Source organism: Microvirga sp. 17 mud 1-3 (genome assembly GCF_003151255.1).
In the GTDB taxonomy this organism is placed as follows: domain Bacteria; phylum Pseudomonadota; class Alphaproteobacteria; order Rhizobiales; family Beijerinckiaceae; genus Microvirga.
Genome location: NZ_CP029481.1, coordinates 2,348,134 through 2,361,890 on the forward strand (window position 1 = coordinate 2,348,134; position 13,757 = coordinate 2,361,890).

Genomic DNA, 13,757 nt, shown 5'->3' on the forward strand with positions numbered 1-13,757 from the left:
TATAGGGGATGTCATGGAGGAGAAAACAAAAAGCCGCGCACTTGGCGCGGCTCGCAATCGGACCTGGACGGCCGTCATCGCGCTCGCGCGGCGGGAGCGTTCGAGAAACGTCGGCGGGTCTGAATCCGGTCGATCATACCCAACACATGCGTTGGAACGCTTGTCCTGTCAATAAGCGTGACGGTCAGAGCCACTTCATTCCGGGATGGTCCGCAGGACCAGGCCCGGAACCCATAACCACTGACGGTGTAGGATAAAGCACAGCGGCTGCCGCAGCTCTTCGTTCTGAAACACTGGTGGTTGGGATCCGGGCTCCGCTGCGCGGCCCCGGAATGACGAGGAAGCAGACCCTCGGCCCGCCCAACGAAAAAAGGGCGGCCGAAGCCGCCCTTTCGAAATTTCCGGTGTGGCGAAGCTTAGCGCTTCGAGAACTGGAAGCTGCGGCGGGCCTTGGCCTTGCCGTACTTCTTACGCTCGACCACACGGGCGTCGCGGGTCAGGAAGCCTTCCTTCTTGAGCGGGCCGCGAAGCTCAGGCTCATAGTAGGTCAGCGCCTTGGCAAGGCCGTGGCGGACAGCGCCAGCCTGGCCGGACAGGCCGCCGCCGTTGACGTTGACGACGATGTCGTACTGGCCGTCACGGTTGGCGATCTGGAGCGGCTGCGCGAGGATCATGCGCAGCACCGGGCGGGCGAAGTAAACCTCGACGGCGCGGTCGTTCACGACGATCTTGCCGGAGCCCGGCTTGATCCACACGCGAGCGACGGCGTCCTTACGCTTGCCGGTCGCATAGGCGCGGCCCTGGGCGTCGAGCTTCTGGACATGCTTCGGAGCTTCCGGAGCGGCGGTCTGGGCGCTCTGGCCCAGATCGGCGAGAGACTGGAGGGTCGCCATGATTAGACTCTCACGTTCTTGCTGTTGAGGGCAGCGACGTCCAGCACTTCCGGCTGCTGAGCAGTATGCGGATGCTCAGCGCCACCATAGACGCGCAGGTTGCCCATGATCTGGCGGAAAAGCGGGCCGCGGGGGAGCATGCGCTCCACAGCCTTCTCGACCACGCGCTCAGGGAAGCGGCCGTCGAGAATGAACTTCGCGGTCCGCTCCTTGATGCCGCCCGGATAACCGGTGTGATGGTAGTACACCTTCTGCTCGCGCTTGCGGCCGGTGAACGCCACCTTCTCGGCGTTGATGACGATGACGTTATCGCCGCAGTCGACGTGGGGCGTGTAGCTCGCCTTGTGCTTGCCACGCAGGCGCATGGCAACGATCGAGGCAAGGCGGCCCACAACAAGGCCCTCTGCGTCGATCACAACCCACTTCTTCTCGACCTCGGCGGGCTTCAGCGAAGTCGTAGTCTTCATTGCGCTGTTTCCCGTTGCGGAGCCATGACGGCTCAGGTTCTTCAAAAACGACAGCCGCTGCGGAATGCGGCGGCAGGTGAGCGCTCAATAAGCGTGCCTCGGCGACCTGTCAACATAAAACGGAGACATTCATCGACCAAAATCCCTTGTTTTATAAGGGTTTTTCGATGGCGGTATTTAAATACCGCTGCAGCGGTATCAAAACACCACATCGTCCGGAATCCCGTCATGACAGGCTCGCCGGCAGCCTTATAATCGCCAGGCGCAATATAAAAGGGGCCGCCATGAGCGACGAGATCGTCTTCTATACCAACCCCATGTCCAGAGGCCGGATCGCCCGCTGGATGCTCGAGGAACTCGGCCGCCCTTACCGCACGGAGGTTCTGGACTTCGGCACAGGCATGAAGGCGCCCGAGTACCTGGCGATCAACCCGATGGGCAAAGTACCGGCCATTCGCCACGGCGAGACTGTCGTGACCGAGGCGGCCGCCATCTGCGCCTATCTGGCCGATGCGTTTCCGGAGGCTGGTCTTGCTCCACCCCACGGCGACCCGCGCCGGGCCCCCTATTACCGCTGGATGTTCTTCGCGGCCGGCCCACTTGAGGCTGCGCTGAGCAATAAGGCGCTCGGCCTTCAGGTGCCGCAGGAGCGCAGCCGCATGATCGGATACGGCACCGAGGCGGACGCCGTGAACGCCCTGGAGAGCGCCGTATCCACTTCGGACTATATCGCCGGCGACAGCTTCACGGCGGCGGATGTCTATGTGGGTTCGCAGATCGGCTGGGGCATGATGTTCGGCACCCTGGAGAAGCGCCCGGCCTTCGAGCGCTACTGGGCCCGTCTCGCCGGCCGCCCGGCTGCGATCCGCGCCCGCGAGATTGACGACGTGCTGACGCCGAAACAGCCCGCCGAGTGACGGCCTTGTCATCCTGCCACGGGAATCGAATAGGTTCCCGTCGCATGGCACACCATGTCTGTGCTGCCTTCCGAGAACATGGCCACCTCCCCGACCGCCAGGCGCTTGCCGAGCTTGAGCAGGCGCGATTCGGCCAGCAGGGCACGGGGTTCAGGCTTCCGAAGGAAATTGAAGTTCAGGCTCGTAGTGACGGCGAGCGCCACTGGACCGATCTGGGCAAGGATTGCGGCATAAAGCGCGAGGTCCGCGAGGCCCATCATTGAAGGGCCCGAGAGCGTTCCGCCCGGGCGCAGATGCCGCTCATGGTAATCCATGCGCAGGCGCGCATAGAGCGGGCCGACCTCCTCGACATGATAAGTCCGGCCGCCATGGTGGATCTGCGGAAACTCGCTGTCGAGAAAGGCGCTGAGCGCCTCGCGGGTCATGACCGGCTTGTGGGATGTCGTCGACATGTGATCCCCATTGAACTGCCCCGTCGTCTCCCATACGGTCCCGCCATGGATCACGACAATTATCCGAACGATTATATCCGCGGCATCCTCCAGGGTGTGAAGAGCATCGCGCTCGTCGGTGCCTCCGCGAACCCGGCCCGCCCGAGCTGGATCGTGATGAAATATCTCCTTGAGCGGAGCTACGACGTCGTTCCGGTCAATCCGGGCCTCGCCGGCCAGGAACTGCTCGGCAAGAGGGCCTATGCGTCCCTCCGCGATATTCCGCATCCGGTCGACATGGTCGAGATCTTCCGCAATTCAGACGCGGCCGGGCCGATCACTGACGAGGCCCTGAGCCTCGATCCCCTGCCGAAGGTGATCTGGATGCAGCTCTCCGTCCGCAACGACGAGGCGGCCGCACGCGCCGAAGCCCAAGGCGTGAAGGTGGTCATGGACCGCTGCCCCAAGATCGAATTCGGCCGTCTCTCAGGGGAGATTTCCTGGCAGGGCGTCAATTCACGCATGCTAAGCTCAAAAAAGCCGGTCCTTGCCGGAAAAGGCTTCCAGAAGCTCAGCCTCAACCGGCCACGCTAGACGTTCTTCCTTCAACGGGCCCGGCGGTAAATTCCCGTGAATGTAACATTGTGCCCGCCGCACATGTTATTGTCCTTCACAAGCAGGTAAGGACCCAGGCGGCGCATCTGGACCCGGCAATCGGACTCATCGGCTTCCGTATAGGGGAGCGTCCCGTTCTCGCCCATTCCGAAGGAAAGGGCGGATCCGCGTAAAGGCGCTTCTCCCTCCAGTTCGCCGACATTGACGGCGCCGCGGGCAACCCGTCCCGGATCGGATGCACCCCAAGTCGCATCGCCTTTGATCTTCAGGCTGTTTTGCGCAGCGCCTCCTTCGAGGACGATGGTTTGCTCAGGGCCGCTCCGCCATTGCCCGATCCAGCCCTCCCGTCGTTCGACCGGCGCCTCCTGCACGGGAGAGATGGCATCCCGCGGCAGCCAACCTTCCGTTAGAGCACCCGTTCGGCCGGCATAACTGGCGCAGACGAATTCGCCTCGGCTGCCGGAGATGACGACTTCATCCCCGGGAACGAGATAAGCCTTGTCCTTGCAAGCTGCGCTGGTGCTCGGACAGCCCTTTTGGATGACCTCGCGCTTCACGAAGTTCACGCGTGGCGAGCGATCATTGATCCTGGCGAGTGATACCGCGCTCGCCGCCTCAAGATTTTCGATCTCATAGCCGAAGTGAAAGCACCCGGCACTTTCGGCAAAGGACGGACCAGTCCAAACCAGGCCCAGGAGCAGAATTCCGGCTGCCTTCATCTTAGATCCCCCGCCCATGGCGCCCCTCTGAATAGTGTTCTACTTCACCGCCTCTTCATAGAGGTCCGGCTTGAAGCCGACCAGAAGGCTTTCCTTGAGTTCCAGCACGGGGCGTTTGATCATCGACGGTTGATCGAGCATGAGCGCAACGGCCCTCTGCTCATCGAGATCGCTCCTGTCTTCCTCCGAGAGCTTCCGGAAGGTCGTCCCGGCCCGGTTCAGAAGAATCTCCCACCCTACCCTTCGCACCCAGCCGTCAAGACGGGCCCGCTCTATCCCTTGGACCTTGTAGTCGTGAAACGCATAGGCGACACCTTTGGCATCGAGCCAAGCGCGGGCCTTCTTCACCGTGTCGCAGTTCTTGATGCCATAGAGTGTCACGGCCGGCTCAGGCGTCATGTCTTATCCTCACTCACCTATCTATATGCTGCGAACCCTATAGCAGAGATCGGAAGGACCCTCGCGACCGCCCTGCCGAAACGTGGGAGGCTCTGATATCGACGGCGCTGACCAAGCCCCTGCCCTAGGGGCTTGAGGCTCGGTACACTTGCACATTATTCGGATGTCCGGCGCCCTTGGCGCTGCGTCTCCTCGTTGCGGCGAACCATCTCGGCGATCCAGATCGGCGCATAAGGCGGAGTGCAGCCCGGTGAGGCGGGATAGTCGATCAGGACCGCGAGCCGCTCACCGATCCGGATGGCGCGTTGGCGATGTTGGGCGTGTCGGATACCGATCTCGGCCAGGCAGTGGTTCATGGCCCACTGCTTGTAAATCGGCGCCTGCTTCATCTCCTTCTCGATCTGGTCGAGCAGCGCTTCGAGGTCGAGGTCCCGCGCTTTCTTGACAACCCTTTCGGTCGTCAGGCTCCAGCCTGCGCGCCCGAGGAGATCATCGCCGTCCTTCCAGCGCAGGCGAAGCGCCTCCGCATGGGAGCTGGCCCTGACTACGTTCACGACGAACCAGTCGAGGAGCTTGGGCGAACGAATGTCTCGGACCATCGCGTCGAGATCAGCTGGCGAAAGGGCTTTTGGCCTGCATATCAACGTTGCGAGAAGCCGACCGGCCGTGTCGCCAGCAGCCCACAATTGGAGCGCAAGTTGGTGCTGGGCTTTGAGGCGGCCGGCTAAACCGCGCAGGCGGGTGAGGTTCACGCCATAGTCGTCGCCACGGCGTTCGTTGGCCTCCCGAATTTTCGGGTCTTCAAGCGCAGCAAGCTCGCGCAGGACATCCGCGATCGTAGGCTCCGACGACATCAGGCTCTTTTCCCGGCTCGTCCGGTCATAGGAGCACTGCGCCGCTCCCGTTTCCCACGTGCGATTTCCGTGGCCAGCGCATCCAATTTCGGCTCCCAGAAACTCCTGAACTGACCGACCCACGCATCGACCGACTGAAGGCCTGAAGCATCCAACGAATAGAGACGCCTTTGCGCCTCCGCGCGGACTCGCGCAAAACCACTCTCCCGCAACACCTTGAGGTGCTGCGACACGGCAGCCTGCGTGATGCCGAACTCGGCCCTAATCGCCTCTACGACTTCTCCAGACGCCATCTCCCCCGAACCGAGGAATTCGAGGATACGGCGGCGCACCGGGTCTGCCAAGACTTCGAAAGCGTGCATCAGCTTCCTGTGCCCGGATGCGCTAGGTTCGGTGGGAGCTCGCCGCGATAGAAAGCGATGGTCCGGTCCGACCGCTCCTTTGCCGAAGCCGGGTCAACGCCGCTCGCAACATGGGCTTCCCGCCACGCCTCGCCGCTCTGCCTCATGAAGTCCTTGCCGTTGGGCGAACCCATCCATGACCCGGCGGTCGTCGGATCAATAGACGATCCAGTTTCCAGATAACGCGCGAGACCCATGGCGGCGAGGTCCCAGCCGATCCCCACCGCGCCGGGGCCGAACTGGTTCCAGTGGTCTTCGATGATTGCCGTGTGCTCCAGCGTTATCCGTGCCTGGCCCTTGTCAGCCGCCAACGTGACGTCGATCCAGCTTGTCCCGCCGCCGAACTCCCATGTCGCCGAAAAATGGCGCGGCGGCGTGCAGGCCGTGATGGTTCCGCCCGCGTTGCCCTTGAGCTGATACCTTCCGCCTAATTGAAGATCACCCTCAACCGGCAAAAACCATCGCGGGATACGTTCCTTGCTGGTCAGGGCGTCCCACAGGTCGTCGATATCCGTATCGTAAAGACGTGTCAGCGTGACGGTGCAGGCTGGCTTCCCATCCTTCACGAAATTACGCACGGAACGCGTGACCAGTCCAAGCACGCTTGCGACGTCGAGATGCATTGTTTTCTTCCCGGTCTTCCCAGGGGATATTAAAAGCCATCGCTTATATAAGTAAAGCCTTTTTATACATCCCTGAAGCATCAAACAGAACAGCGCATCTCGCCAGTCGATTCGTATTAGGCAGCCGTTGGTCCAATAAGATCCGCCGTAATGCGTGGCAGGTAGGTGAGAAGGACCTCGCCATAGCGGGCGATGGTATCCGGGTCGAAGCGCGCTGCGGGACCGGCGATGCTAACTGCGGCCACCGCCTCTCCGGACGCTCCGAAAATCGGTGCGGCGATGCAGGCGCTCCCGAGCTCGTTCTCTTCCATCTCCACGGTCCAGCCGTCGCGGCGGCAGCGCTCAAGGACCTCCTCGAGCCTTTCAGGATCGGTGATGGTGTGCCGTGTGGACGGTGACAGGGTGCTGTTGCCATAAATGAACTGGCGGAAGGGTTTGGGCTGCCAGGCCAGAAGTGCGCGGCCGCAGGCGGTGGAGTGATAGGGAGTTCGGGTTCCCGAATAGGACGACACGCGCAAAGTGTGGCTCCCTTCGAGGCTGTCGACGATCACCGCATCGGCCGGGCCGGGCAGAGCAAGGTTCACGGTCTCGCGCGTGAGCGTACATACGGCGATAAGGTGCGGGCGGGCTACGGCGCTGACGTCGAGCCGACGTTCGACGGCGCGCCCATAGACCAGGTGCTGCAAGCTAAGGCGATAGGCGCCGGCTTGCGTGTTTCGTTCGGCGAGCCCGGTATCGACCAGCGCCTTAACGAGGTTGAAGGCCGTTGTCTTCGCAAGCCCAGTGCGCGCTGCGAGATCGCGCAGCGACACCCACCCCCCATCAGCCATGACGTCGAGCAGAGCTTTTGCTCGCGCGATAGATTGAATGCGCGCTTCTCCAACGGCTCTTGAATCATCTGCGGAAGCACCTTCGTCACGCTGAACCACTTGCATGCAGCCCTCCTTCACTTTCGAGGTCATACCATATTGTGGGAGCATCATCGACTAGCCAAACGGAGGGGCCGTGAAGTCTCTACACCTTCCATACGAATGTATTGACGCATCTGGCAGTTTGAACCTAATCTTCCTCGAACAGAAAACAAGAATAATCGTTCCACCATATGGGACGTTCTGAACAGAGGGTTTCGCGCATATGTTGCTTCGGCCGATGCGCGAGAAATGGTCACGACGGATAGAAATCCGTCACAGGCATTCGGCCTCGGGCGCGAGACGCGTTGTTTCGCATTCCGCTGGCCGCGCTGTCGCCAATCAAGAAGGGGAACTCGTGTGACGAAGGATACGGATTTTACGGCCCTGCCGGACGCGGCGTTCGCTCTCGATCGCCGCCATCTCCTCCGCCTCTTGCTGGTCGGAGGTGCCATGGCCGCCTGCCCTTCCGCCTTTGCGGCGGCTCCTGAAGGTACTGCGCCGAAACGTGGCGGCACATTACGGATTGGCGCCGACGCAGATCCGATCGGCCTCGACCCAACGACCGTTACGGCGTTTTCCTCAAACGATTTCACGGCGCTTCTCTATTCCGGGCTTCTTCGCTGGAATGCGAAGATGCAGGTGGAGCCGGATCTTGCCGTTGGGTACGAGATGCCCGACGAGCGGACCTATCTCTTCAAACTTCGCCAGGGCGTGAAATTCCACAACGGCCAGGACTTCACGGCTGAGGACGTTAAATATACCTTCGACCGCATCCTCGATCCGGCTACCGCGAGCCGCCTGCGCGCCCAATATGCCAGCATCGAGAACGTCACGGTCGTCGATCCCTTCACTGTGCGCTTCACGCTGAAGACGCGCGATGCCGCATTCCTGAGCTATCTGGCGAGCAACCCGGACGGTGCCATCGTGCCGAAGGGGGTCGAGGATCTGGCCACCAAGCCGGTCGGGACCGGCCCATTCATCTTCGAGTCCTATCAACCCAACCAGCAATTCACGCTGGCGCGCAATCCGAACTACTTCGAGGAAGGGCAACCCTATCTCGATAAGGTCGTGTTCAAGTTCTACAAGGACCAGGCAACGCTCTCCTCCGCGCTGCGGTCCAAGACCATCGACATGACGTGGCTGAAGGATCCCAAAGTGGCGGCGCTGATGGCGCGCGCCTCCAAGGACTTCGTCTCGGCACCGGGCCAGACCTCCCGCACCTTCCCGGTCTGGCTCAACATGAAGGCGCCGCCACTCAATGATGTCAGAGTCCGCCGGGCACTGAGCCTTGCGACGGACAGGCAGGCCTGCCTTCAGACCGTTCTCGGGGGCTCCGGCAAGGTCGGCGCCATGATCCCGGAAAGCCAAGTTGGCGGCTATGACGGCGTCGGTGAAATGCCGTACTACAAACACGATCCGGCAGCCGCCAAGGCGCTGCTGGCGGAAGCAGGCTTTCCGGATGGCATTGATCTCGGCGAATACATCGTCGTTGCGGCCAATCCCCTCGACGTCGCCTGCGCACAGATCCTTCAGCAGCAATGGCAGGCGGCCGGTATCAAGGTGCGGATTGTGCCTATGGAGACGGCGCCGCTCCTCAACCATTGGAGTGCAGGCACCTGGCCGACTCTGTTGTCCGTCGCCCTTTCGTGGACGCCGGATTCCGACGCCATCCTCCAGTACGTCAATTCCCAGAGCAAATTCGGCAAGGCAATGGGCATCACCGACGAATCTCTTGATCGGATGATGGCCGAGGCACGGGCCGAGACGGACAATACCAAGCGTGCGGAGAAGAACCTCGCGATTCAGAAGCACATCGCCGATCAGGCTTATATTCTACAGATCTATCAGTACCCCCTGCGCTGGGAGATCTGGTGGAATTACGTCGAGGGCTATGTTCCACTGGCGGCGAACATCCGCTCCTACGTTCGGACCACTTGGCTGAAGGACTGACGCCTTGGCCATGACTATCCTGCACGCCGGAGCGGCGTCATGAGGCGCGTCATATTCGTGCGGTCGATGTGGATGGGGGCGATCCTTCTTGGGGTCTCCTTCGTCGCCTTCATGCTCATGAGGGCCCTGCCGGGCGATTTCGTCCTGGCAGCGGCCGGCGCTCAGATGCTCCAACCGGACGTGCTGGACGCGATGCGCCGAGACCTCGGCCTCAACCGCCCACTGATCGAGCAATACATCTCCTGGTTGGGCGCTGCGCTGCAAGGCGACTTCGGCACATCCTTTGTGACGCGGCAGCCGGTTCTCCAGGAGTTGTGGCCTCGCCTCCTGGTGACCCTCGAGCTCACCTTCATCGCGGCCATCATCGCTCTTATCATGGGCGTCGGCACGGGCATCGCATCAGCGCGCCTTCGAGGAGCGGCGGACTGGATCGTACGCCTCTACAATGGGTTCATCCTCGCCGTACCGAACTTCGTCGTGGGCACGTTAATCGTCCTTCTGGTCGGCCTCTATTTTCCCGAACTTGCTGTCCTCGGCTACGTGCCCTTCCGCGAAAACCCCATTGGAAACGTCACCGGCCTGATCCTCCCCGCCCTTGCGCTGGCCCTCGCGATCTCGGTCACTATATCCGAAAATACGCGGGCGGCCGTGCTTGAGGTGTCGAACCAGGACTTCGTGATGGTCGCGCGCGCCAAGGGTCTGCGGCCCCGGACGATCCTCTGGAACTACCTGATGCGGAACGCCTTGACGCCCATCATCACCGTTACGGGACTACAGGTCGCAACCCTCCTTGGGGGCAGTATTCTCGTGGAGACGATTTTCGCCATACCTGGAATGGGTCAGTACCTATTCGATTCCATCACGAGCCGCGACTACCCTGTCATTCAGGCCATCGTTCTCGTCGCAGCCGCCTGTGTCGTCCTCGTCAACACATTGGCGGACATTGCCTACGCTCATGCGGATGCGAGGGTGGAGGCATGAGCGACGCTGCGACCACGAACGAACGCCCCCTGGCCGATGCCACGCCTTCAGCAGCGCGCCGGATATGGCCCAGCGCTGGGCAATGGCTGTTAGGCCTTGGGCTTGTGATGCTGGCAGCCCTGGTGCTGTTGACCCTTCTCGCTCCCTTGATTGCACCTTACGACCCCTCTGCCACTTCGCCCAATTCCCTGGAAGGCTCGAGCGCACAGCACTGGCTCGGAACCGACGCGATCGGCCGTGATGTGCTGAGCCGCATCCTCGTCGGTGGACGCACGACCCTCTTTGTTACCTTCACGGCTGTCGCATTCGCTCTCCTCGCCGGGCTCGTCCTCGGGCTCGTCAGCGGCTATGTCGGCGGCTGGGTGGACGAGGCGATCATGCGCGTGCTGGACGTGGTCTTCGCCTTCCCGGTCTTCCTTCTTGCCATCGCGGTCGTTGCCGCCCTCGGGCCGACAGTGCCGAACCTCATTCTGACAATTGCCATCGTCTACACGCCGGCCATGTCCCGCGTTGTGCGAGCGCCAGTGCTCAGCGTCAAAAAATGGGATCACGTCGAGGCAGCCCGAAGTATCGGCATGAGTGAGTTTCGGATCGTCATTCGGCATGTTCTGCCGATGGTCGTGTCGCCCATTGTTGTCGCGACGAGCCTTACCCTGGCACAGACGATCTTCACTGTCACGGCCCTGTCCTTCCTTGGGCTCGGACCGCCTCCGCCAGATCCTAACTGGGGTGGCATGCTGGCCGATGCGCGCCAGTTCATGGAACTTGCTCCGTTGACCGTCGTCGGCCCGGCTGTTGCCATCGTCTTTGCAACGCTCACCTTCATTATTCTTGCGAATGGGTTGAGGGAAGTTCTCGATGTGGGGAGCAGCCGGTGACCGCGGACGGACCCATTTTGAGTGTGCGCGACCTGACGGCACGCATCGTCACGCGCAAACAGACGGTCGAGGCCGTCAAGGGCATCACCTTCGATATCAAGCGCGGTGAGGCGGTCGGCTTCATCGGGGAATCCGGTTGCGGCAAGAGCGTAACGGCCCGCGCCATCATGCGTCTCGCGCCTGAAGGCATGCGGGTCGATTTAGGCGGATCGGTAAATTTTTGCGGCCAGGACCTTCTCGCCGTAAGCGAAACTGACATGCGAAACATCCGGGGGCGGCGCATCGCCATGGTGTTTCAGGATCCGATGACTTCTCTCAACCCGGTCATCACCGTAGGCGCCCAGATCGAGGACATGCTGCGCCGCCATACCGGCCTGTCGGGACCAGCCGCCCGGGAGCGGGCAATCGAGCTGCTCGATCAGGTCGGCATCCCCTTCCCTGCTCGAAGGATCGACGATTATCCGCATCAGTTCTCCGGCGGCATGCGCCAGCGGGCGCTTATTGCCATCGCGATTTCCTGCGATCCGGACCTTCTGATCGCGGATGAGCCGACCACGGCTCTCGACGTCACCGTTCAGGCACAGATCCTGCGCCTGCTGCTGCGTCTGAGGGAAGAAAGGGGCATGTCGCTGATGCTGATTACGCACGATTTCGGCGTCGTTGCCGGGATGGTGGAAAGGGTAAACGTCATGTATGGCGGCAGAATCGTCGAAACGGCCGGCATCGACGAAATTTTCCGGGCGCCTTCTCATGAGTACACCCGGGCTCTGCTCGATGCCGTTCCGCGCCTGCATCGCGAGGGAGCCGAGCCATGACCGTCGTGTCCCCCTTGGTTTCCGTACAGGATTTGTCGGTCTCGTTTCCTTCTCGGGGCCGCCATCCGGCCTTCATGGCCGTCAACGGCGTATCGTTCGACATCGCGCCGGGCGAGACTCTCGGCCTCGTCGGTCAATCGGGTTCCGGAAAGACAACAACGGGGCGAGCAGTCCTCCAGCTCCAGAAGATCTCATCTGGATCGGTCAAGCTGCGCGGACGCGAACTCACCACCATGCCGCAAGGGGAATTGCGGCGCATGCGTCGCCACATGCAGTTCGTCCTGCAGAACCCCTATTCGAGCCTGCATCCGCGCATGACGATTGCCCAGACGCTCATGGAGCCCCTGATCGTCCACGAAGCGGTGCCCAAAACACGCTATCGGGAGCGCGTGGCGGAACTGTTGGAACTCGTCAGCATGGATCCGTCCGTGATGGACCGCTATCCACACGCATTCTCCGGCGGTCAGCGCCAGCGCATCGTCATCGCCAGGGCTTTGGCGGTCAATCCCGACTTCGTGGTCTGCGACGAGCCCGTCTCGGCTCTCGACGTTCGCACGCAGGCGCAGATCGTCGCCCTACTGCACTCCCTTCAAGAGAAGCTCAAGTTGTCCTATCTCTTCATCGCACACGACCTCGCCATCGTGCGCGAGGTCTGCCACAAGGTGGCCGTGATGTACCGGGGAGAAATCGTAGAAAAGGGTGAGGTTTCCCAAGTCTACGACAACCCTTCGCATCCGTATACGCAGATATTGTTCGATTCCGCGCCGGTGCTCGATCCCGCCCTGCAGCGTCGGCGCCTTCAGATGACGCCGCCCGATCCATCGGTCCTGGTGGCAGGCCGTCCCGACGAGACATGCGCCCTCGGCGAAATTCATGCCGGAACCGGCACAGCCCCGTGGCACGAGATCGCGCCAGGCCACGGCGTCTCGTGCCGTTATCGGCCGGCCTGAGCGCTACTTATACTCGATGCGTGGATCGATATAAGCGTAGAACACGTCAACCGAGAGGTTGATGAGGATGTAGATCAACATGATCACGATGATGCAGCCCTGGATCAAGGGATAATCCCGTGTGCTGATAGCCTGGATGAGCAGCCGCCCGAGCCCCGGATATGTGAACACGGCCTCGGTGACGACGGCGCCACCGATGAAGTTCGCCATCATCAAGCCAACGATGGTGACGAACGGCAGAAGCGCGTTGCGGAGGATGTGGACGCTGACCACCTGCCATTCCGGCAACCCCTTCGACCGCGCCGTGCGAATATAATCCGAGCGCATCTCGGTGACCAGCGATGCACGCAGGAACCGGGCCAGCACCCCTGACACATAAACGCCGAGGGTTACGGCCGGCAGGATGAGGTTGCGCAAAGCCGCGACAGGATCTTCCCACAGTGGAACATAGGCGGAAGCGGACGGGAGCCAGCGCATCTCCACCGAGAACCACAGGATGAGCAGGATGCCGAGCCAGAAGGTCGGTACCCCTAGTGTCATCGCGTTCCAGAGGGACAGGATGCGGTCGACCCAGGATCCGGGCTTAAGGGCACTGATGATCGCGACCGGAATGCCAAGTACGAGTGAAACGAGAGTCGCCATAAAGGCGAGCTGGAACGTCGCCGGCAGGCGCTCTGCGACCAGTCCGAGCACTGGTGCGCTGGCGTGGATGGACGTGCCGAGATCGCCGCGAAGAGCGCGCCAGAGCCAATCCGCGTATTGCACCAGGATGGGCCGGTCGAGCCCGTATTGCGCAGTCGCGGCTGCGATCTGCTCGGGGGTCGCGTTCTCGCCGACAAGCACCGAAACTGGATCGCCAGGTACCGCATAGATGATCGCCCACACGGCGGCCGAGCCAAGAAGGAGGACGGGAACGAGATGGAACAGCCGTCTGAGGACATATCCGATCATGG

17 protein-coding genes are annotated in these 13,757 nt (G+C 61.7%); 7 read left to right on the forward strand and 10 right to left on the reverse strand.

All coding sequences use genetic code 11. The features are described 5' to 3' along the window. Nucleotides 1–416: 416 nt before the first annotated feature. Together rpsI and rplM are read right to left on the reverse strand one after the other, a co-directional pair. Nucleotides 417–893 (reverse strand): 30S ribosomal protein S9, encoded by a 477-nt coding sequence (rpsI, locus tag C4E04_RS11180; protein WP_109597546.1) that lies wholly within the window; start codon nucleotides 891–893, stop codon nucleotides 417–419. Nucleotides 894–895: 2 nt separating this feature from the next. After that, nucleotides 896–1,360 carry a 50S ribosomal protein L13 gene (rplM, locus tag C4E04_RS11185; protein ID WP_109597547.1) on the reverse strand — a complete coding sequence of 155 codons (465 nt, stop codon included), beginning with the start codon at nucleotides 1,358–1,360 and terminating at the stop codon, nucleotides 896–898. A gap of 284 nt (nucleotides 1,361–1,644) precedes the next feature. On the opposite strand from rplM, the gene C4E04_RS11190 reads away from it, so the two are divergent. Then, nucleotides 1,645–2,277, forward strand: a complete 633-nt coding sequence (locus C4E04_RS11190; protein WP_109597548.1) for a glutathione S-transferase family protein — start codon at nucleotides 1,645–1,647, stop codon at nucleotides 2,275–2,277. A gap of 8 nt (nucleotides 2,278–2,285) precedes the next feature. On the opposite strand, the gene C4E04_RS11195 is transcribed toward C4E04_RS11190, so the two are convergent. Then, nucleotides 2,286–2,729, reverse strand: coding sequence for a PaaI family thioesterase (locus C4E04_RS11195; RefSeq protein ID WP_109597550.1), 444 nt, complete (start codon nucleotides 2,727–2,729; stop codon nucleotides 2,286–2,288). Between the two features lie 45 nt (nucleotides 2,730–2,774). On the opposite strand from C4E04_RS11195, the gene C4E04_RS11200 reads away from it, so the two are divergent. Continuing rightward, nucleotides 2,775–3,302, forward strand: coding sequence for a CoA-binding protein (locus tag C4E04_RS11200; RefSeq protein ID WP_109597551.1), 528 nt, complete (start codon nucleotides 2,775–2,777; stop codon nucleotides 3,300–3,302). A gap of 11 nt (nucleotides 3,303–3,313) precedes the next feature. Here the strand turns inward: C4E04_RS11200 and C4E04_RS11205 are convergent, their stop codons facing one another. From C4E04_RS11205 to C4E04_RS11230, 6 genes are all read right to left on the reverse strand, one after another. Further along, nucleotides 3,314–4,060 (reverse strand): hypothetical protein, encoded by a 747-nt coding sequence (locus tag C4E04_RS11205; RefSeq protein WP_162559360.1) that lies wholly within the window; start codon nucleotides 4,058–4,060, stop codon nucleotides 3,314–3,316. 21 nt (nucleotides 4,061–4,081) lie between these two features. Next, nucleotides 4,082–4,441, reverse strand: a complete 360-nt coding sequence (locus C4E04_RS11210) for an ArsC family reductase (RefSeq protein WP_109597553.1) — start codon at nucleotides 4,439–4,441, stop codon at nucleotides 4,082–4,084. 155 nt (nucleotides 4,442–4,596) lie between these two features. Next, nucleotides 4,597–5,295, reverse strand: coding sequence for a DNA alkylation repair protein (locus C4E04_RS11215; RefSeq protein ID WP_109597555.1), 699 nt, complete (start codon nucleotides 5,293–5,295; stop codon nucleotides 4,597–4,599). Beyond that, nucleotides 5,295–5,657 (reverse strand): helix-turn-helix transcriptional regulator, encoded by a 363-nt coding sequence (locus C4E04_RS11220; RefSeq protein ID WP_109597556.1) that lies wholly within the window; start codon nucleotides 5,655–5,657, stop codon nucleotides 5,295–5,297. The genes C4E04_RS11215 and C4E04_RS11220 overlap by 1 nt, the downstream gene beginning before the upstream one ends. Further along, entirely contained in the window at nucleotides 5,657–6,319 is a 663-nt protein-coding gene (locus tag C4E04_RS11225; RefSeq protein WP_109597557.1) for an SRPBCC family protein, read from the reverse strand. The genes C4E04_RS11220 and C4E04_RS11225 overlap by 1 nt, the downstream gene beginning before the upstream one ends. A 116-nt stretch (nucleotides 6,320–6,435) precedes the next feature. Then, the gene (locus C4E04_RS11230; protein ID WP_109597558.1) at nucleotides 6,436–7,254 is read right to left on the reverse strand and encodes an IclR family transcriptional regulator; all 819 of its coding nucleotides are present in this window, start codon (nucleotides 7,252–7,254) and stop codon (nucleotides 6,436–6,438) included. Nucleotides 7,255–7,587: 333 nt separating this feature from the next. On the opposite strand from C4E04_RS11230, the gene C4E04_RS11235 reads away from it, so the two are divergent. From C4E04_RS11235 to C4E04_RS11255, 5 genes are read left to right on the forward strand one after another with little or no spacing between them, the layout of a single operon-like run. Beyond that, nucleotides 7,588–9,180 (forward strand): ABC transporter substrate-binding protein, encoded by a 1,593-nt coding sequence (locus tag C4E04_RS11235; RefSeq protein ID WP_109597559.1) that lies wholly within the window; start codon nucleotides 7,588–7,590, stop codon nucleotides 9,178–9,180. Between the two features lie 39 nt (nucleotides 9,181–9,219). Further along, nucleotides 9,220–10,161, forward strand: a complete 942-nt coding sequence (locus C4E04_RS11240; protein ID WP_109597561.1) for an ABC transporter permease — start codon at nucleotides 9,220–9,222, stop codon at nucleotides 10,159–10,161. Then, nucleotides 10,158–11,039, forward strand: coding sequence for an ABC transporter permease (locus tag C4E04_RS11245; protein ID WP_109597562.1), 882 nt, complete (start codon nucleotides 10,158–10,160; stop codon nucleotides 11,037–11,039). Before C4E04_RS11240 ends, C4E04_RS11245 begins: the two co-directional genes overlap by 4 nt. Next, entirely contained in the window at nucleotides 11,036–11,854 is an 819-nt protein-coding gene (locus C4E04_RS11250; protein ID WP_109597563.1) for an ABC transporter ATP-binding protein, read from the forward strand. The genes C4E04_RS11245 and C4E04_RS11250 overlap by 4 nt, the downstream gene beginning before the upstream one ends. Next, on the forward strand, nucleotides 11,851–12,804 hold the full coding sequence (locus tag C4E04_RS11255; RefSeq protein WP_109597564.1) for an oligopeptide/dipeptide ABC transporter ATP-binding protein: 954 nt from the start codon (nucleotides 11,851–11,853) through the stop codon (nucleotides 12,802–12,804). Before C4E04_RS11250 ends, C4E04_RS11255 begins: the two co-directional genes overlap by 4 nt. A gap of 3 nt (nucleotides 12,805–12,807) precedes the next feature. On the opposite strand, the gene C4E04_RS11260 is transcribed toward C4E04_RS11255, so the two are convergent. Next, nucleotides 12,808–13,755 (reverse strand): ABC transporter permease, encoded by a 948-nt coding sequence (locus tag C4E04_RS11260; protein WP_109597566.1) that lies wholly within the window; start codon nucleotides 13,753–13,755, stop codon nucleotides 12,808–12,810. Between the last annotated feature and the right edge of the window lie 2 nt (nucleotides 13,756–13,757).